We start from the raw sequence: 18,326 nt of genomic DNA on the forward strand, positions 1-18,326 counted from the left end.
CCTCGGGATGGTGCGTTAGAAACTGAGCTTCAACATGAATTGGAACGAACGAGGTCCGCCATTTTGATAGAGCGAGTTCAGCCCACCGAGCGTTGCGTTGAGCGTCTGGTAGCTTCTGCCAAACTGGGTGGCACCATAGGAGAGTTGGTTGTAGATGGCGCCGAACTGCGGATGATTCGTCAGGTTGAAAGCCTCACCTCGAAATTGGAGATGAAGACGGTCGACGAGAGCGAAGTCTCTTCGTACCGCAGCATCGAGTTGCGCCGCTGAGAATCCCTGAAACGCGTTGCGGGCGACATTTCCCTGCTGCCCGCTGGGCGCGGCGGCGAACGCTGCGTAGTTCAGAATGCGGCCGCCGGGATAGGCACCATGCAGATAGATTGGCTGACCCGCGACGTAGTTGGGAAAGTACTGCGTGTATTGTCCAGATTGCGTATTGAGCGACTGCGCACCAATCACACTCAGGGGAAGCGCAGTGCGAGCCTGCAACCGCAGATCAAGGCCCCATCCACTGCTCAACTTTCCTAGCACTCCAGTTGTCGACGCACCCGGAATGTCCCAAGTCATCGCAGCCTGGAGCGATTGGCGGATGTCAAAGTCGGAGTTGGATCGTTGCAGTTGATAAACGATCAGATTGCTGGAAGCGTTATCGATGGAGTGCGACCACGTATAGGATCCCAGCAACTGCAAGCCTTTGCGAACGGACCGCTGCACCTTTGCCTGGAGCGAGTTGTATCCAGAAGATGCACTGCCCTTGATGAGATAGAGAAGACCACCGGAAGAGAAGTTCGTATTGCCCAACGATGCTGGATAGTACTGGTACCGGGTGAGCAAGCGATGACCCGAAGACCCGACGTATCCCAGAGTGAATGTCGTGTGATTGTCGATTCCCTGCTCCACCGCCGCAGAATATTGGTACGAGAATGGCAATCGCAGGTTTGGATCAAAGCCGGTGACAACTCCGCTGTAGGGTGTGGTGACACTTGGGGCAGGTAGCGACAGTTGTTCCGAGTTCAGCGGGTACGGGACATTGGTTAAGGTCTTGCTGGCCTTGTATCCCACACCACCATAACCGGTACTGCCCTGCATCGTTCCAGTGTCGTAGAAAGTCCCGCCGCCAAGACGCACGACCGTATTGCGGACGTTGCCAGGATATGCCTGCCACGCCAAGCCCAAGCGAGGAGCGATCCCCGTCCAATCTGTCTTCCACAAAGACGTGCCATAGGGAGCAACCGCAATCGATTTCAAGTCCGTGATCTGAGACACGGTGTAGGGCTGAGAGGTTCCCCGATCATGGGGCGCAGAATTGATGTCCCAACGAACACCCGCAGAGATCGAAAGATGGCTTGTGGCTTTCCACTCGTCCTGGAGGTACGCGGCAAAGTTGTCATATCGGGGCAGCCCTTCAATGGGCGAATTCTGGGCGACCACGGTCGTTGCAGGTGTGTTTGATAGCACTTGGGCCATCGTTGTGAAGGTCGGCTCTTCTTCCACAGACAGTGGATAGAGGGTTGAATCGATCTGACGCCAATCGATGCCTGCCTTGAACGTATGCGTTCGGAACAACCACGTGTGACTATCCGTGATGTTCAATTGCTCTTGTTCTGATGGCACCGAGTAGAGATTGAAGATGGTGTAGTTCGCAAACGAAAACGTAGCCGACAGAACTCCACCACTTGCGGGAAACGATCCACCATTCGGACCAGGGAGCGTCGACAAGTTTAAGGGAGTAGCGCCGCCAAGATTCGTGGACGTCAACGAAACAGGTGCCTCAACATGAGTCCAATTAAACCGTAGCTGATTGGATTGCGATCCGCTGATTGCGAGATCGAGTCCGGTAGTGAGGCCCTTGTTGCGTATCTGGGTCTCCGTCCTCACTGCAGCAGAGTAGGTCGTAGATTGCGATGGTGTACTCGCAAATCGCACGAAGGCGTTGACTCCCTTCCGGAAAGCGTGATCGACTCGACCACTGATGTTGTCGAGAGAGGAAGGAAAAGAAACTGACTGAAGGTAGTATGCGAAGCCGTCGGTCCTTGTGCCAATCCCATAGTTCGGTCGCGGAAAAGCATTCAAGAGCGGCTGTAGCGCCGCAGGGGACGAAGACCGCAAAGTATCGGTTGGTACCAGCACCTGAGAAACAGCCTGCGGTGTGCGGAGACGCGCTCCTTCATAGGACAGAAAGAAAAACGTGTCCGGTGTGCGACTGCCGCGCGTGAGAAACGGAACGGGCCCACCCAGCGTGCCCCCAAAATCGTTCTGACGTTCTTTGCCCTTGGGATATCCGTAGTAGTCGTTAAACCAGTTGTTGGCATCGAGTACATCATTGCGGAGATAGTCATACAGAGAACCATGAAAGCTCTGAGTGCCGGAACGCGTGCTCAGGGAGAAATTGCCACCCGGAGATCGGCCAAACTCCGCGGAGAATGTCGAAGTGTTACTCCGAAACTCCTCAAGATCATCCACAGAGACCAGACTCTGCGTTGATCCAAGTGCTGTAACGGACGAAGCATTGCCAGAGACTGCAGCGCCGGTTCCAAACTGTCCCGGTGATGCACTTGTATTTGCGCTCACACCATCGACGGTGAAGTAGTTTGATTCGGAGCGCATGCCATTCACAACAATCTCACCGCTATAGCTGGCAGCCGTCGATTGAGGCGCAACAGGAACCTGAAAGACGCCGGGGGCAAGTGTGAGAAGGCTCTGGAACGAGCGCCCATTCAAAGGCATCTTCTCGACGAAGTCATGCTCAACGACTGTGCTCACCAAGCCGTCCACCGTGTTGATCTGCGTGCCTTGCGCTTTGACGGTCACGCTCTCCGAAGCGGCTCCGATACGCAATGAGAAGTTGAGCGCCACGGCGCTCTGGACGTTGAGAACAACATCGGCCTTGATGATGGTTTGGAATCCAGGCTTCGTCACCTGCACGTGATAGTGGCCAGGCGGAAGAACGGGTACAAGGTACATACCGACGTCATTGGTCTTCGCGCTGTAGACGAGGCCGGTGCCGTCGTTCTGGATGAGAACATCCGCACCGGGAATCAACTTGCCTGCGGAGTCTGTCACCCCGCCGCTAATCGTTGCGTTTGTCGATTGCGCTCGACAAACAGTTGGAACAAGACACAAGCCAAGTACTGCAATCCGACGTTTCATGCTGCGGTGCTCCGAAGACTTGAGAGTGGTGGGCCTACTCTGTCTACGGCTGGCCACGCGAAGGTGTACCAACGACCCGAGCTAGATTATGGATGATTCGGTTGAATTTGCAGATAAGAGCGCAGAAGGGGCTTCCCTGTCGGCTTTTGGCTTCCGCCTTCAGGTTCCACGGTCACGAAGACCATGTTGAGTCGCGACAACGTCTTGGCATCATTGAAGCGAACCACCCAACGCTTGTGGGCGTCGTCCTGATAGAACAATCCGAGGCTCACGGGTTGACGATCAGCGCCAGTACCCCAGGCTTGAAACGAAACACTTTGTTTAAGCCCTGGCTGCTTGTCCAGATCAAAGCCATAGAACACGAGCGAGCGATCCTGCGTGTAGAAGATTCTGCCGAAAGGCTTCGCAGTCTTCCCTGTCTCGGTGGCATCGAAGATGTCCGCGATGTAGAGGTTGCGAGCACCGATCACATCGCGAATATCACGGTCGTGCGCCAGGAAGTCACGATCGAGAGCAAGCATGCGTTCGCGATCATTCAAGGTGGTCTTGGAGTCTTCGAGAGCCGCATTCAACATCCGGACATTCGTCTCGAGGGAGGCGAGTTGCGTGGCCTGTCGGTCGGAAGTGGACTGGGAGGAATCCGCCGTGTCCTTCAGGGTCCGCACTTGAGACTGAGCCGCGTTCAATTGTTTGCTTAGATTGTCTCTCTCCGCGACGAGATTCTCTCGCTCTGCCTGCTCCTTTTGCATCTGTTGCCGAAGGGATGCATTGGTCGCGTCGAGATTGGACGCACGATTCTCCAGCTCGGAAACTCGTCGCTGCATCTCCGCCAATCGCGCGCTCTCCGGCTCACCTGGTAGGGCGTTGTTTTTGGGAGTAGGAGCCGACACAGGGGCGGAAGAGATTACTGAATGGGAAGGCTGACGAGGTGAAGCGTTCTTATCTTCTCGAAACTTTTGACCGAGAAGCGTGACCAGCACTGCAATCGATGCTGCGAGAGTTCCATTCAGGACTAGAAGTCGAGTCGGTCGCTTACGAGGTTCGGCGGATTGCTCACGAGGAAGGTCCAATACCGACGCCATGAGACGTGCCTCCGCAGTGCCTAGAGATGCCTGCGATTCTCTGGGGAGACCCCGCGCCTCATCAAGCGCATCAGTAGCTATCACCGGAAAAACATCGCGTGAAATCTGCTGAAACTGTTCAAAGGTTCGACGACAGTCATCGCAGTACGCAAGATGAACCTGCAAGAGAGCCCACTCCTCCTCCGACAGTTCGCCGGCATGGAAGAGCGCACAGAATGTGATGAACTCTTCGTGGAGTCGCTCGTTCACCGGCTCAAACCTCTTGCGATCAGTGCGTTTGGCAATACCCAATCCTGACTACTTGGTACGCGAGAACAGGTTCGCGCGAAGGCGCTCAATGGCACGATAGTAGTGATGCCGAACGTTCCCGAGCGTCTGCCCGCTCCGCTCCGCGATCTCTCTGAAACTGTACCCCTCAAGGATGTGGAGTTCCAACGTTTTCCGTTGGTCGGGAGGGAGCTGTTCCCTCAGCCTCGACAAAAGTGCCTTACCGTCAAGGTGTTCCGCTGAGAGTTCACTTCTCTGTTCATGCTGGCGAGTTTCATCGAAAACCTCCGACTGGTAGTGATGTCGATGGGACAAATACCTCCGTCGATCGATGGCTCGATGATAGGTGATCTGCAATATCCAAGAGAGGCCACTGGTTTTTTCAGGATCAAAGTTGGCCGCTCTCTCAAAGAGATAGAGAAACACCTCTTGCCGTAGATCCGCTGCTTCCGTCTCGTCGCATAGAATTCGATGTGCCAACCGATAGACCGCTCGGGCATGTTTTCCAAACAACAGACCAAGTGCTTCGTGCGACCCATTCACTAGAGCGACAAGCAACTGCTCATCCGTGACCGGTACCATTTCTTGTCCGACCGGACGTGACGTGGGCAGCGGGCCCGCATCGACGATCTTTCCGAGGGTCTTCGGCAGCTCGAGCGCAACTTCTGAATTCATCTTGCACTCCCCAAAGCGCCCTTCTCTCGAGCGAGCCCTACTGTAGCGGAGAATATCACACTCATTGTGTGTAGACTCATAGTGGGTACGCGAGAAGCATGAAGATGTGCCCACTCCCTCGATCAAAACGCTTTTCGGCCGATCGATACGATCGTTGCGAGAGGAACGTGGCTATTCGCAAGAAGAACTCGCAGAGCGCGCAGGACTTCACCGCAATTACGTCGGGGGGATCGAGCGTGGGGAACGCAATGTGGGGTTAGAAAACGTCGCAAAGCTCGCAAAAGCATTGAAAGTGAGAACGCGAGAGCTCTTCGACTCTCTGCCTTAGCGTTACAGATCTGCACAACTGATACGCGTCCGCGGCAAAGCTCACGGCAGTCATTGACACGGGGTTGTCTTTGCACTTCCGCTTCCGCGACCGAATGATTGTCAGCACCAGCCTTTTGGAGGCTGACAGCGATATACACTCATCGGACGCTAGGTCGTCATGGAGACATCTCTCCTGTGCATCCAGTGGCGAGACTTTTCGCTATGTTTGCGCTTTGTTTTGGTTGTCCTGACGGCGAGCCATATTTCGCTTATAGGGACAGAACCGTCAATCATCGACGCCGGAAGGTTTTGTTCAGGTCGCCAAGATCGGTGAACTCGCCCGCTCCTTTGTAAGCCAATCTAAATAAGCTGAGATGTCATAGCGGGCAGCCTCTAGCAGTTCCTTCATGTCATCGAGCATCACGTCGTGAATGGGGGGATCCTCTACGAGGATGCGGTCGACATCGGCCCGCTCGGCAACCTTCTTCAGCGATGCCATAGCCATCTTTGCTTCATTAGGGAGTTCAGGGGGATCGACAATAACTCCGGAAGGATCGACGATCGTTGCTGAGTGGGGCGTAAACTCAATCGCTATAGATATCAGGTCTTCACATGATGCTTGTGGAGCAACCTGATAGCCCATGACGCTCCGTACGTCGATTGTTGCTTTCGGACTATTAGTGATCGCGAGATTTGACATCCATTTGCACAAGCCGGTCAAGAAGAGATCAGCATGCCCCTTTTCGGTTGCTACTTTTTGAGCAATATCGGTTCTTGCAGCGATTCCGAAGACCTTTGATGAAAGCTTCCTGAACGAATCATGATTGTCCAGGTTGGAGCCATAAACATCGACAAAGCGATCGAGCAATTCTTGATGCACATCGTTTTGCCCAACACGAGTCGTCAAGAGCAGTAGCCAAGGTGTCTTGCTCAGAAGCTGAATTTTCAAGATTCCAGCAAGCGCTCGATAGTGATTATTCGTCAAGGCACCAGGGGCCTGTTTCCCAAAACCATCACACAGATCTAGGTTTATTACGTCGAAAGGGCCAAATGCACGTGCTCTTTGAAAAGCTATCGACTCCTTATCTCCCAAGAGACAAACGTCGTCTTTCAAAACATCCGATGTCTCTTCAACTAGCGGCAATCGCCGCACTTCATCCAAAGAGATGTTGATCTCAGTTTGATCGTCTTTATTCGAAGCAAGAGCAGTGTTAAATCCCAAGAACGAAAATGCGAGATTCTTGGGGGTGCAAACCATCTTGTGTATGTGTCGTAGATCGAGAAGATCGATGCCAGGTAGACCAAGGTATTTTAAAGATGCAGGCACTTCTTCGCGCTGCTGGATCATCCTGTTGATCTCCGCACACCACTGTTCGACCCGAACGTATTGTTTCCGGGGTCGATGCCAAGGAAGAAATTCTTTCTGAGTTGGTCGCGGTGCTTCGTACGCTGGGGCCCCAATAATATCCGCCGCCAAATCTTCTTGTTCGTTCTCAGCCATCTATTGGTCTTCAGCTTTCAGAATGTCGTAGATTGCTCGAATCAACCTCTCTTGCTTTCGCTTTGGCAGCTGATCCAGGAGCTCAAAACTTGCAAGGGTCTGGATAATTGCTTTTAGCTTTTCTTCCAGGATTGATTGCCGGGTCTGTGCTCCCGAAGTGCGGGCGCCCGCATTTGTACCAAGAGTCGAGGCACGAGAGAAGATATACGCATCGGTCTCTTCGCTTGAAAAACTCTTAGTTGCTTGAAATTCGATGGGAGGTGGGCTTGCACCCTCATCTCCGGTTTGCTCTTCCCAAACTCGCCTGGCGATGGACTGGATTCCCGAGACCGCTACTGCCTGGGTTTCACTGCGCTCTTGCTTCCGGACCTCACCTGCGATCTTTTTTTGTGCGGAAGCCACTTGGCGCAGAGCATTATGGAGCCATTTTGTTATGTAGACAGTATGAGGATGAGCGTTATTGAAGGATTCGCGGTCGATGTTGAGGGCGCTATCAAGACCCCGCTTAATAAAAATCTCGCATGTGATTTGGCGTAGCCGTGTCTGCTCTGAAACTTGATAGCGCATGAATGTTGGATCAAAGAGCGTTCCGCTCGATCCATGGATTCTGATCAGGGAGCCCTGATGCTCGACAGGGGCAATCTTCGGTGCCCAAAACAAATATGCTTCGAACTCTAGCGGGCCACCACTCAAGGCGATCGGACTTTTTTCAAATTCTTGAGTACATCTGCCAACAAAAAATAAGGGCGCTTTGAGCGCATGGCTAGTCATCGGCAGATCGGTGAATCGCAATGGACGATAGAGCTTCAGATCATCAATGAAGACTTCAAACGGGATAGATGAACCAGAATCTGTCGAGAGACCTAAGATCTCCCTGGGCGAGCTTGAGGGAGGCTCATTGATGAGTGCAGCCGAAGCCTTCCCTTGGTTCGAAAGCAAGAAACTGTGCCCGAAATTTTCAATAGCAAGATCGAATGGATGCCCATCCACGTAAGGCAGCGGAATGCCCAAGCTTAGTTGCCAGATCATTCGCAAGTAGTAATCAAATAAGCGGTCAAGACGAGGGTTGGGGTTAAATCCCTCTGAGACTTCATCCCATACACAATTGACCAAATCTCGGAATGCATCTTCCGGGCTCGCTCCTTCGCTCCAGGGAACTGAGGCAAAGTTACCCGAGCTTCGTTTCAAGAGATCACCTGATTTCGGATCAACTCGGCCTATGTGGTATTTCGGCGGATCGATATCTTGCTTCTCTTCTGTGGGATCTGCCTTCTCAGCTTCTTCGATCAGACCCCATATCTCCCTGCTCCGTAAAGTGTCACGTGCTTGAGGGCGGATCTGGTTCAACACGATTGTTGTCCCATGAGAAGCGATGTCAACCGCCTTTTCTCGCCAGATGTTCACCTTGCCCGCTTCGAATTTCTCCTCGCCCGCGGCATCATCGTGAGTAGGTTCATCCGAATACTGACGAAGTGTCACTGTGGCGATCGTCCTGTACTTGTCGTTCGCCACCTTCGATATGATTTGGAACGAATGCGTCAGCTGCGAAACCGAAAACAGCCCTATGCCGATTTTTCCAATGAGCTTACGGCCACCAGGACTGAGTGTTGGATCGACAATGCTTGTGATTCCTAATTCTTTGCCCTCCTCATTCCGCTTAGCGCTCCCACCGATGTGATGGAGAAGATGTGCCAGAACTTCGGGCGTCATCCCTGAGCCATTGTCTTCAACGACGATCCTCTCGAACCTCGGCGCGTCTGTCTTTACGACTACCCTTGTGGAGTCGGCGTCATAAGCATTTGAGATAAGCTCGCGAAGTGCGGACGCCGGTTGGCGGTAAATTCCATCCGTGACACGTGCAATGACTCGCTCATCAGTTTCAAGGCGCGTTTCGACCCAAGTCTTATCATTTTGACTTTGCCTGATTTTTTGGATCAGTTCTTGTTCCGTCAGAGTTTGTAAAGTCATTTAGATACACCGTCTACGGAATGCTTAATCGCAGTTGCTACGGCAAAAGCAACTGGCGGAGGTACCGCGTTAGAAACTTGCTCGACCTGCGCGGAGAATGTTCCTTCCAGGACGAATCGTTCTGGAAATCCCTGAAGGAGCAATGCTTCATAAATGCTCAGTCTTCGTTTGCACGACGGATGCACATGAATCTCCCGGTGTCCGAAAGCAATAGTCGGACTAGGCTTGTCCCAATACGTTCGTTTAAAGGAACGACCGACACGCCACGTATCCGGTGGTGTGCTGAATCGCTTCGAAACGGGCCTCATCGTCCAGTGATTCGGATGTACCGGAATCTGCTGAGGTGTAAGCGATCGAGAAAAGAAAGCGGGAGAGTCCAAATTTCCGATAGCCTCTCGCACCGTTCCGAGGCCTTTTCTCCGCCTGACTCGAATATCACCATATCCATATCCATCTGCTACCGCAGCAACCACAACGCGATTTCGCTTCTGCGGAACACCAAAATCCAACGAGCACAAGCGCATCGCAGTCGCGTTGAATTTTAGCTTGGAAATTTCGTCGAGAAGGCCCTGATAAAGCACGAGGTGCTTCGAATCTTGAATTCCTAAGACGTTTTCAAAAACGATGAAATCGACTCGGTATTTTCGCTTCAACTCATGAATGATTTCGAGGTACAAGCCAACCAATGCGTTGCGGGGATCGTTTGGATGAGACTCTGTATTAGCCCTTGAAAAACCTTGGCATGGCGGACCGCCTATGACTCCGACACGCGCCCCCGGTTCAATGTGACGTTCGACGAGGGCAATGACCCCTTTAGGACCAAGTTCGCGCAGGTCTACACAGTGGCTTTCAGAGCTAAAGTTACGACTGTGAGTCTTCACAGCTGCTGCGGACTTGTCGAGCGCAACCGCGATTGAAAAGCCGGCTTTCACGAAACCGAGATCGAGGCCACCGGCGCCACAAAAAAGCGAGACTATCTGAGGCAGCGCCCCACGCCGTTCATGTGAAGTAATCCTGCGTCTTGATCGAGAGGGCTTTTCGCCGATTAGGCGGCTCCCGGTATGGCTTTTAATCTTCACCGTTAGATTAGGATACGGTTCACCAACGACATCACACAACTACCTAATTTTGTTTATGATAGCGCCGAGAGCCATTCAATTTACAAGTTCAAGCAAATAAGGTAGTTCACGTCGGAAGCGGGATCAAACTCGCTACTCATCTAGCGTTCGTTTTGCGCAGCATGTACAGATGCAGAACCCTTGAAAAACGAGTTTCATTTCCTTGCATGTCTCCAGTCGGGTTCGCGTCTTCTGCTACCCACCTCGGCTTCTTCCCGTCACATGCAACCAGGATATTGGAGACCTTAATGAGGTGCGCATTTACAGGTAATTCACACCAGCGATACACCATGAAGCAGCAGTACGACGTTCTCCACGGGATGACGATTACGTTGATGCTCACAAAGACACATCAAGAATACCTTCAGCGGCTGCAGTAGCCATATCGTAACGGTTGCGGACACGTATTTAGATGTCGTTGAAGACTTCCAAACGCTGTGCGATCAAAACACCATCGTGGGAGTTCTACCGCGACAGATAGCTACTATCTAAATCGTCTTTCCGCGGAACGCGGATCAAGGCAGTGAGAACCTAACGCTATTCCTCCAATAGCCTATAGAAGAGAGCGATTTTGTTCAGGATCCGTCAAAGATCGCTTCGCAAGGGGAAAGTGCAGAAGGGGGAACGAGGCTGTTACCAAACTCTCCAAAGCTTTCGCGACAAGCGACCGCAGTTGAGTTCAGATGTCTATGAATTCAGAGTTGGGCGCTCAGGGCTCCCCGATCGACCCGATCAGCGCCGGAACACCAGCAACCTGCACCATACGTTTGAGGTTATAGGCCATTGTTGCAAGTCCAATTTCAATCCGGGCACCCTTCAGTCCGCGTAGGAGCAGCCTCGGATGCCCGAAGATCCGATACTTCATCGTTGCGAATGGGTGTTCGACAGTTGATCTTCGAAGTCTCATGGCTGCGGGAGTGGCACGCTCCTGCATGCGGAGCAACGTCTCTTCATGCAAGTGGCGAGTGAAGGACCGTTGTGACGCAAGAGTGCAGTTTGGCTTCAATGAACATGTCGAGCAATCGGCACTAGCAGCCCGATAGACGATATCAAGCTCCTTCGGCCGAGTCCGTTTTCTGTGAAGAGTTTTGCCAGCGGGACAAGTGTATGAGTCAGAGTCTGCTTGGTACTGAAAGTGTTCACGGGAGTAGAAGAGTCCGCCACTTCTTGTATGCACGTTACGTGCAGTTGGGATGTGTAGCTCAAATCCTTTCTGCTCGCATTCTGCGGCTTGCTTTCCATTGGAGTAACCGGCATCAGCCGTCACATGGAAGCTCTCCAGATTCAAGGCCCTTGCTGTCGCCTCAACCATTGGTTGCAACTGGCGATTATCAGCGGCGTCCAATACTACAGAATGCGTCACGATGATGGCGTGCTCCGCATCGACAGCGGTTTGAACGTTATACGCGGGTGCGGTCGCTCCCCTCATAAGCATGAAGTTTGCTTCGGGCTCAGGATGTTCCTTCAGCTTATTCAGCGCAGCCTGAACAGCGGAAGCGTCAACTTCTTCATGTTGCTCACTGTCCGCTTTCTCCATGGCGTCAAGGTATCGCTGCAACTGAAATCGCTCGCGGGCACTGTCGATGCTAGCCACTGCTCGAAACTTGCTTCCATCGATCGCTATCCATTCTCCACGAATAAGACCACAACCTTTAGCGAATCGTACAAGTTCCGCCCCAGCAGACGTTACGCTCTCCTGATGCATGCGCCGAAACTCAGCAATGGACTTGTAGTCCGGGTAAAGTCGCTCTAAGAGCCACATCAGTTCAACATTGCGTCGGCATTCAGCTTCTAAACGTCTAGAGGAACGCACTTGGTTCAGATACCCATAAAGATAAAGCTTGAGGAGTGCGCGAGGATCGTATCCGGGACGACCAGTGGCAGCGGGTTGTGCCCGCTCGAAACCTAGTTGAGCCATGTCTAGCTTCTCGACAAATGCGTCGATTACGCGGCAAACGTGGTTTGCCGGGACTAGGTCGTCTAAGACAACAGGAAAGAGTGTGGACTGTTTGCGTCCTTCACCTTCTATATAGGCCATAAGTGACGATGTCCTCGCGATTACGAAGACATCGTCTCATCCCTAGCTGTTTAAAAAATCGGAGGTCTTGAGTAGATCGTGATGTTCAGCACGAGACATTGCCTAAGCGTCCTTGCATCCGCCGCAGGAAAGGCGAGATCGTCAGGCCCTGCACCAAAATGGAGAACACTACCGTGATGTAAGTCGCTGCCAACAGCAAGTTGCGTTCTCTAGCGGGTTCCTGCGGAAGCGAGAGGGCAAGAGCAACTGCCAGCGCTCCTCGAAGCCCGCCCCAGGTCAATATCATCACATTGCCAGTCACCCTCTGACGACAAACCGCGAGTGTGCGTACTACTGCGGTTACGCTGGCGAAACGTGCAATGAGCACTATGGGAATTGCGATCAATCCTGCCGTTAGCAGAGAAAAGCTGAGAGGAAGGATGAGTAGCTGTAGGCCCAGCAAGAGAAAGAGCACGACATTCATAATATCGTCGATCAATTCCCAGAACTTCTCAAGGTGATCTCGGGTGTTCGGGGACATCGCGAAGCGCCGCGCAGTCCCGCTGACCATAAGTCCAGCGGCAACAGCTTCAAGAGGCGCCGAGAGATGAAGTTTGTCGGCCAGGACGTAACCTCCCATGGCCAGAGCAAGCGTAAGCATGACCTCAACACGATAGCTATCGACCATCCGGATGAGACGGTACGTCAGATACCCAAGTGTCATTCCCAGCACAATACCTCCACCTGCCTCTCCGAGCAACAAGGCTCCAAACGTCGCAGGGGAAGGCAAGCTGCCATGGCCCGATCCCTTAGCCGAAGCCCCCAGAAGCGCGACGAAAATTACGGCACCAACTCCGTCGTTGAACAACGACTCACCCGCAAGCTGGATCTTCAGTTCTGGCGGAGCACCCACGCGCTGCAGCATATCCAGCACCGCAATCGGATCGGTGGGCGAGATCAATGCCCCAAACAGAAGTGCCTGCGTCCAACTGATCGGGATGCCTGCAATGTGCAAACCCGTTTTGAATAGGAATCCGACGATGACCGTCGAAATCGCGGTGGCGAAAATAGCCAAACTGAGTACAGATACGCGTTCACATCCGAGCTGCTTGAGATCAAGTTGCAGAGCTCCAGCGAATAGAAGGAATGCGAGCATGCCGTGGAGGACTGCCTGATTGAAATCGATGCCGGATACCAGCAGATGAGCGCTCGCCTGAAGCGCTGGGACAGTGTGCCCGCCCACAATGAGAGCGCAGGCGGCAGCCAAAGACAGGACCATCGTCCCGATACTTGTTGGCAATCGAAGTACCCGATAACTGAGGAAGCTGAAGAGAGCACCGAGTGTGACAAGTGCGCTAAGCAGCGCGAATGAAGGCATCATGTCGGCTATCGCTAGGATAGATGATTGAGAATCGGCACATCGGCGTCCTCTGGACGGTTCTTCAGTCGGGAAACTTGTTCTCTCGACGTGCGGATCGGATTGGTAACAGGTTTCATAACAGCATCGCTCGCCGTTCCTGCACTTTTCCCTTTGCTGCCTGTGGCGTTCCAACTTCCACAAGAGCGTTTGTCGGTAGTTACTCAGTGCGCTCAGGATTTGACGACTGCAGGATAATTTTCGTTCGAACTATGGCTGGCGACACCATTTTTGCATCTGATGGCTTGACGCACGTCAGCGCGAGGGCCTTTTCGGCAACGCTGTGAAAGGTTCTATTGACATCCGTTCAACGCAACAACGTCAAAATCAGCGGCAAAGGCTCAAAAGTCATCATGTTTGCCCATGGCTACGGCTGCGATCAAGCGATGTGGCGCGCCGTCGCTCCTTCGTTCGAAAACGACTACAAGGTCATCCTGTTCGACTATGTAGGTTCCGGTCACTCCGACTCCACAGCTTTCAGTCGTACCCAGTACAGCACCCTTCGAGGGTACGCTGCTGACGTGATCGCGATTATCGAAGAGTTGAAGCTCGAGAAGGTCAACTTCATTGCGCACTCGGTGAGTTCCATGATCGGCGCGCTCGCAGCCATCCAACGTCCAGAGTTGTTCGAGAACCTCGTCATGATCGGTCCATCCCCGAGTTACATCAATGACGGCGAATATCTGGGAGGATTCGAGCGGTCTGACATTGAGGACCTGCTTGAAATGCTGGACAACAACCACTCCGGTTGGTCAGCGATGATGGCGCCCATCATCATGGGAAACCCCGAACGACCGGAACTTGCCGCCGAGCTGGAAGCAAGTTTTTGCAGTACAGACCCGATCCATGCGCAGCATTTTGCGCGAGTGACCTTCCTGTCGGACAATCGCGCCGATCTATTGAACCTACGCTCCCGCACGCTGATCCTGCAATGCGATAAAGACTCCATCGCTCCCGTCAGCGTGGGACAATATGTGCAACGATGTATACCCAAGAGCCAGCTGATTGTGATGGAGGCGACGGGCCACTGTCCGCATCTGAGCTCGCCGGGCGTCGTGACCCAAGCGATCCAGGACTTCCTTTGATCGAGTTGTCATCTCAGCAGGGGTTCTCTTCGTTTGAAGACCTGTTTGAGAACGCCCCATGCGGCTATGTCGTGCTGAACCTGGATGGGCAGATCGTCCAGGCGAATGCGGCGTTTCTGGAGCTTTCGAAGCTTGATCGTGACAGAGTCATTGGTGCAAGTTTCCGCAATCTTCTGGGTTCTGCGGGTGCCATCTTTTTTGATACACAACTGCTGCCTGCTCTGCTATTGAACGGTCGCCGCAAGGAGATCGCGCTGGATTTGCGAACTGCACGGGGCCGTGTTCCAGTCCTCGTGAACTTCACTGTCCAGTACGTCGAAGGTGTGCCAGTCAGCATCCGTGCTGTTCTGCTGGACGCGGCTGAGAGACGACAGTTTGAACGAGACCTTCTGCGTTCTCGCAACGAAGCCGAACAGTTATCTGAAGTGATCCTTCACTCGTCGGACGCTGTCATTACATCCCACATCGACGGCACAATTCGTAACTGGAGCAACGGGGCCGCGAAGATGTTTGGGCTCAGCTCTGCTGAGGCCGTGGGACGTTCTTTTACGGAACTGATTCTGCCGACCGATGCGAGAGATTTCCTTGCGATCCCGATCCGGGAGCTGGCAGAGGGCCGCGAGTTCAACGGCGAGATCGTCGCGTGCCGTGCAGATGGTACGCGGTTTGACGCTTCGATTATGTTGACTCCGCACATGGAGGCACCCGGAACCTTTCTCGCGTCCTCAGCGGTGCTACGTGACATCTCAAACCAGAAGCGCGCCGAGAGGGCTTTGCTGCAGAATGAAAAACTGGCATCGGTCGGCAGATTGGCTAGTTCCATTGCGCACGAGATCAACAACCCTCTCGAAGCAGTGACCAACCTGCTTTACATCCTTGACTTGAAAGTTTCTACGCCGGAACTGAAGTCGTTGGTGACCATGGCGCAGGAAGAGCTGGCCAGGGTCTCGCAAATCACCACCCACACGCTGCAATTCCATCGTCAAAGCAGCAACCGGACAGACCTAAACGTGACGACGCTGTTTGAGTCCGTTATTGCTCTTTATCGCGCGAGGCTCCGGAACTCAAACATCGAACCGCGTATGAGCGCCCGGACCACACATACACTTCATTGTCACGAGGGCGAGCTCCGGCAGATTGTCCTGAACATAGTTGGAAACGCTGCGGACGCAATGAAGAACGGGGGCGTGTTGCAGCTTCGATGCAGTAATTCAAGAAACTGGCGGAACGGAGAAAATGGCGTCCGCATTCTCATTGCGGACACCGGCACAGGGATGGACAAAGCGACCCTGTCCAGGATTTTCGAGCCGTTCTTTTCCACCAAGGGAATCGGGGGCACCGGCCTTGGGCTGTGGGTTACGAAGGATCTGGTTCAGAAAAACAAAGGGTTTATGACCGTCCGGAGTTCCGAACATCCCAGGCATTCTGGAACAGTCTTCAGCCTATTTTTCCCACACCCCCACTGAACGCAGACAGAACGCACCTTCGGGTTGATGAAGACAAGATCAGTCTTGATAAATCGACCCAACGTCAGCTATTCAGCTCCGCAAATAACGGTCGGTGAGTTTCGCAACAGGCTTGTTCCCCTTTCCTGCACTTTTCCCCTTTACTGCCTGCGGCTCTTTACTCACTACAAGTGCGTTTCTCAGGACTAAGCATCTGACAGAGACAATTTGCATCCCGCCGGGCTGCGCCATGCGTCATGGTTGGTGAAGGCAGTATGGCTCATGAGGCAGGTCCATTTTCCAACAAACGGCATTCGGCAGGCTCAGTGAATTTCTCGTGAGCACGGTTTCTTTGGGAACTTCACTCGTTTGAGATTCGTAGCACTACCAGCTTCACTAAGGGATAACTATGCACTCGTTGAAATGGCAGTCTTCGTCGATAGTCATTCTTTCGGCGGCATCGATATTCTCCCTCTCCGCCTTCGCTCAAGGTAGCGGGATTGCGAACACGGATGCGGTGCGTCGGGTTCGGGGCAACACGGTCTACTCGAACGAAGCCCCCAAAGTACAAATGAGCATCGCAAAGGGATTCAGGTTTGTCGGCACGCAGCACATCAACCTCTATGGCGTTGCGGAAGCGGAGCAATTTATTTTCGTAAAGGGAGAGCGAGGCGGTGCCGTCAAGAGCTTTTACTGGTTGCAGTTCGAGCATTTCCTCCCGTCCAATGACAGAACCTATAACTACGGTTCCCTAAGTCCTTTGCAGCTAGGCGACCTGCAGTTCAACTCCGACGTAAAAAGCTGGGCTGATTTGACGGCGGCGCTCAAGGAAGATCAGGCGTCGGATGCCGCTGCAGCGGCACGGCTTCTTGCAAAGCAGGGTATCTCATTTCCGCGTAAAGCTGTTCTCGTCCATATGTTTCACGTGCCATCAGCGGATCACCGGGCGGAATTCATGATTCTCTATGGTGAGGCCTTGCCGGAGGACAGTACTGTTCCAGTTGGTAAGCAAGGGGTACTTCTGGACAAGGAGGCGCCGGATAAAGCGCGCATTTTCCTTGATCGCGCTCGCGAAGGGCTTAAGGTTCGTACGCGATAAGCCATTGATCCTCGTGTCTTCATGATCATCACCGCTGCTGAAAACGACGCTATCGGAAAGTGCGATCACTCACGATAAGTCGGCATAGCGTCAGTAATCTATCCGGACGCTCTCGATTGACGACTACAGTGCAATGCACTCATCTCGCTCCAGAGTGAATTGGCGATTTAGCATCGATCCAGCTCCGTCGCTTCCGCTATCGGCGTTTCTCGTTACTCACGCCTTTGTCCTTGCGACGAGATCTGCGATCCCATTTGGAAAAATCGCGATCGCCGCCTCGACTGGATTGCAGAACTCCCTTAGCAAGACTATCTTTCCGCTGGCGGACTCTAACCTGCCTCCGTAAAGCTGGTTGTAGGTTCGCCCTGTCGCCTGAATCGTTGTGGAAACCGAGTATTCGCCGAAGGCGCGCTCCGGAATGTCTGTTGCGAAAATCTTCACATCTCGGAACTTGAAATCTACCGTGCGATTCCTGAAGAAATCTCCGATATTGTTTCGGATCGTCTCGATACCGGCCACCCGTCCTCCGATGCCAACGGATGGGAAGTAGGGGAACTCGAAGGCTCCGTCGTCCGCAAAAAGATCGAATGCGTCGTCAAGGCGTCCATCAGAAACACGATGCGTGTACTCGAATAAAAGCTCTACAGCGTTCAAGGAAGACCTCTCTTAGTTCGGTGACTTATTGTTGAAGCGCATGGGCGCATGTCCATCGATGAACGTATAGAACAGCGTCATACGGCCCTCTCGTTCTTCAAGAACATCCGTTCCGGTGTAGTGAAAGGGCTCACCTGGGATGCCGCTGCCCCATCGACACAGTGCGACGTTCTGCATCTCCTGCATTTCGCCGACAACGTAGTAGCGATAACCGACGAACTTCTGTCGGATCTCCTCTGCGGCGCTATTGATTGCCTCGATGCCAACCAGCCTGCCGCCCGGATGAACCCACACGCAATCCTCCGCGTAGGCTTCTCGCATCAAGGTGCCTCTCTTTGAGAAGTCGGGTTCACTGAAGATGTCCTCCAGCGTGTGTCGAAGAAGCTCCTTTGCTGTCACTTGCCCTCCGTTCTTGAGTAAGAATATGAAGTGGGCCGAGAGTTGGCTTGTACAAACAGATCCTCATAGTACGAAAACGTCGAAGGCAAAGAGGTCCGCATTCGCAATGTACGAATTGGATAGGAATGACTCGTTTCGAT

The 18,326-nt window shown here is 53.1% G+C and carries 14 protein-coding genes; 4 read left to right on the top strand and 10 right to left on the bottom strand.

All coding sequences use genetic code 11. From position 1 onward, the window contains the following. Positions 1-15: 15 nt before the first annotated feature. From M504_RS17915 to M504_RS17925, 3 genes are all read right to left on the bottom strand, one after another. A complete protein-coding gene (locus M504_RS17915; protein WP_047496954.1) occupies positions 16-3,150 on the bottom strand; it encodes a TonB-dependent receptor in 3,135 nt (1,044 codons plus the stop codon). An 86-nt stretch (positions 3,151-3,236) separates the two neighbouring features. Next, positions 3,237-4,232, bottom strand: coding sequence for an anti-sigma factor domain-containing protein (locus tag M504_RS17920; protein ID WP_156993988.1), 996 nt, complete (start codon positions 4,230-4,232; stop codon positions 3,237-3,239). A gap of 297 nt (positions 4,233-4,529) precedes the next feature. Then, positions 4,530-5,174, bottom strand: coding sequence for an RNA polymerase sigma factor (locus tag M504_RS17925; protein ID WP_047496958.1), 645 nt, complete (start codon positions 5,172-5,174; stop codon positions 4,530-4,532). 106 nt (positions 5,175-5,280) lie between these two features. Here M504_RS17925 and M504_RS21900 point away from each other — a divergent pair, with 106 nt between their 5' ends. After that, positions 5,281-5,502, top strand: coding sequence for a helix-turn-helix domain-containing protein (locus M504_RS21900; protein WP_047496960.1), 222 nt, complete (start codon positions 5,281-5,283; stop codon positions 5,500-5,502). A gap of 294 nt (positions 5,503-5,796) precedes the next feature. On the opposite strand, the gene M504_RS17935 is transcribed toward M504_RS21900, so the two are convergent. The 5 genes from M504_RS17935 to M504_RS17960 form a co-directional block, all read right to left on the bottom strand. Beyond that, positions 5,797-6,984 carry a hypothetical protein gene (locus tag M504_RS17935; RefSeq protein ID WP_047496962.1) on the bottom strand — a complete coding sequence of 396 codons (1,188 nt, stop codon included), beginning with the start codon at positions 6,982-6,984 and terminating at the stop codon, positions 5,797-5,799. Beyond that, the gene (locus M504_RS17940; protein WP_052201017.1) at positions 6,985-8,952 is read right to left on the bottom strand and encodes an ATP-binding protein; all 1,968 of its coding nucleotides are present in this window, start codon (positions 8,950-8,952) and stop codon (positions 6,985-6,987) included. It abuts the gene before it with no gap. Beyond that, complete coding sequence (locus M504_RS17945) at positions 8,949-10,031, bottom strand: DNA cytosine methyltransferase (RefSeq protein WP_198137686.1); 1,083 nt, start codon at positions 10,029-10,031, stop codon at positions 8,949-8,951. The genes M504_RS17940 and M504_RS17945 overlap by 4 nt, the downstream gene beginning before the upstream one ends. A gap of 748 nt (positions 10,032-10,779) precedes the next feature. After that, the gene (locus M504_RS17955) at positions 10,780-12,108 is read right to left on the bottom strand and encodes an IS1182 family transposase (RefSeq protein WP_047496967.1); all 1,329 of its coding nucleotides are present in this window, start codon (positions 12,106-12,108) and stop codon (positions 10,780-10,782) included. Between the two features lie 85 nt (positions 12,109-12,193). Beyond that, complete coding sequence (locus tag M504_RS17960; protein WP_198137687.1) at positions 12,194-13,468, bottom strand: sodium:proton antiporter; 1,275 nt, start codon at positions 13,466-13,468, stop codon at positions 12,194-12,196. Between the two features lie 389 nt (positions 13,469-13,857). Between M504_RS17960 and M504_RS17965 the strand changes: the two genes are divergently transcribed. From M504_RS17965 to M504_RS17975, 3 genes are all read left to right on the top strand, one after another. Beyond that, positions 13,858-14,589 (top strand): alpha/beta fold hydrolase, encoded by a 732-nt coding sequence (locus M504_RS17965; RefSeq protein ID WP_198137688.1) that lies wholly within the window; start codon positions 13,858-13,860, stop codon positions 14,587-14,589. Next, the gene (locus M504_RS21540) at positions 14,586-16,055 is read left to right on the top strand and encodes a PAS domain S-box protein (protein WP_052201018.1); all 1,470 of its coding nucleotides are present in this window, start codon (positions 14,586-14,588) and stop codon (positions 16,053-16,055) included. The genes M504_RS17965 and M504_RS21540 overlap by 4 nt, the downstream gene beginning before the upstream one ends. Before the next feature lie 388 nt (positions 16,056-16,443). Beyond that, the gene (locus tag M504_RS17975; RefSeq protein WP_047496969.1) at positions 16,444-17,133 is read left to right on the top strand and encodes a hypothetical protein; all 690 of its coding nucleotides are present in this window, start codon (positions 16,444-16,446) and stop codon (positions 17,131-17,133) included. Positions 17,134-17,349: 216 nt separating this feature from the next. On the opposite strand, the gene M504_RS17980 is transcribed toward M504_RS17975, so the two are convergent. Both M504_RS17980 and M504_RS17985 read right to left on the bottom strand, forming a co-directional pair. Continuing rightward, positions 17,350-17,787 (bottom strand): nuclear transport factor 2 family protein, encoded by a 438-nt coding sequence (locus M504_RS17980; protein WP_047496972.1) that lies wholly within the window; start codon positions 17,785-17,787, stop codon positions 17,350-17,352. Between the two features lie 12 nt (positions 17,788-17,799). Continuing rightward, positions 17,800-18,186 carry a nuclear transport factor 2 family protein gene (locus M504_RS17985; RefSeq protein ID WP_052201019.1) on the bottom strand — a complete coding sequence of 129 codons (387 nt, stop codon included), beginning with the start codon at positions 18,184-18,186 and terminating at the stop codon, positions 17,800-17,802. Positions 18,187-18,326: the final 140 nt, after the last annotated feature.

This window comes from Terriglobus sp. TAA 43 (genome assembly GCF_000800015.1).
GTDB lineage: Bacteria > Acidobacteriota > Terriglobia > Terriglobales > Acidobacteriaceae > Terriglobus.

Bases quoted from the DNA above. Each gene is read 5' to 3' on its own strand.
- M504_RS17925 (WP_047496958.1), bottom strand. From the start codon at position 5,174: ATGAATTCAGAAGTTGCGCTCGAGCTGCCGAAGACCCTCGGAAAGATC.
- M504_RS17920 (WP_156993988.1), bottom strand. From the start codon at position 4,232: ATGGCGTCGGTATTGGACCTTCCTCGTGAGCAATCCGCCGAACCTCGT.
- M504_RS17940 (WP_052201017.1), bottom strand. From the start codon at position 8,952: ATGACTTTACAAACTCTGACGGAACAAGAACTGATCCAAAAAATCAGG.
- M504_RS17915 (WP_047496954.1), bottom strand. From the start codon at position 3,150: ATGAAACGTCGGATTGCAGTACTTGGCTTGTGTCTTGTTCCAACTGTT.
- M504_RS17955 (WP_047496967.1), bottom strand. From the start codon at position 12,108: ATGGCCTATATAGAAGGTGAAGGACGCAAACAGTCCACACTCTTTCCT.
- M504_RS17935 (WP_047496962.1), bottom strand. From the start codon at position 6,984: ATGGCTGAGAACGAACAAGAAGATTTGGCGGCGGATATTATTGGGGCC.
- M504_RS17960 (WP_198137687.1), bottom strand. From the start codon at position 13,468: ATGATGCCTTCATTCGCGCTGCTTAGCGCACTTGTCACACTCGGTGCT.
- M504_RS17965 (WP_198137688.1), top strand. From the start codon at position 13,858: ATGTTTGCCCATGGCTACGGCTGCGATCAAGCGATGTGGCGCGCCGTC.
- M504_RS17975 (WP_047496969.1), top strand. From the start codon at position 16,444: ATGCACTCGTTGAAATGGCAGTCTTCGTCGATAGTCATTCTTTCGGCG.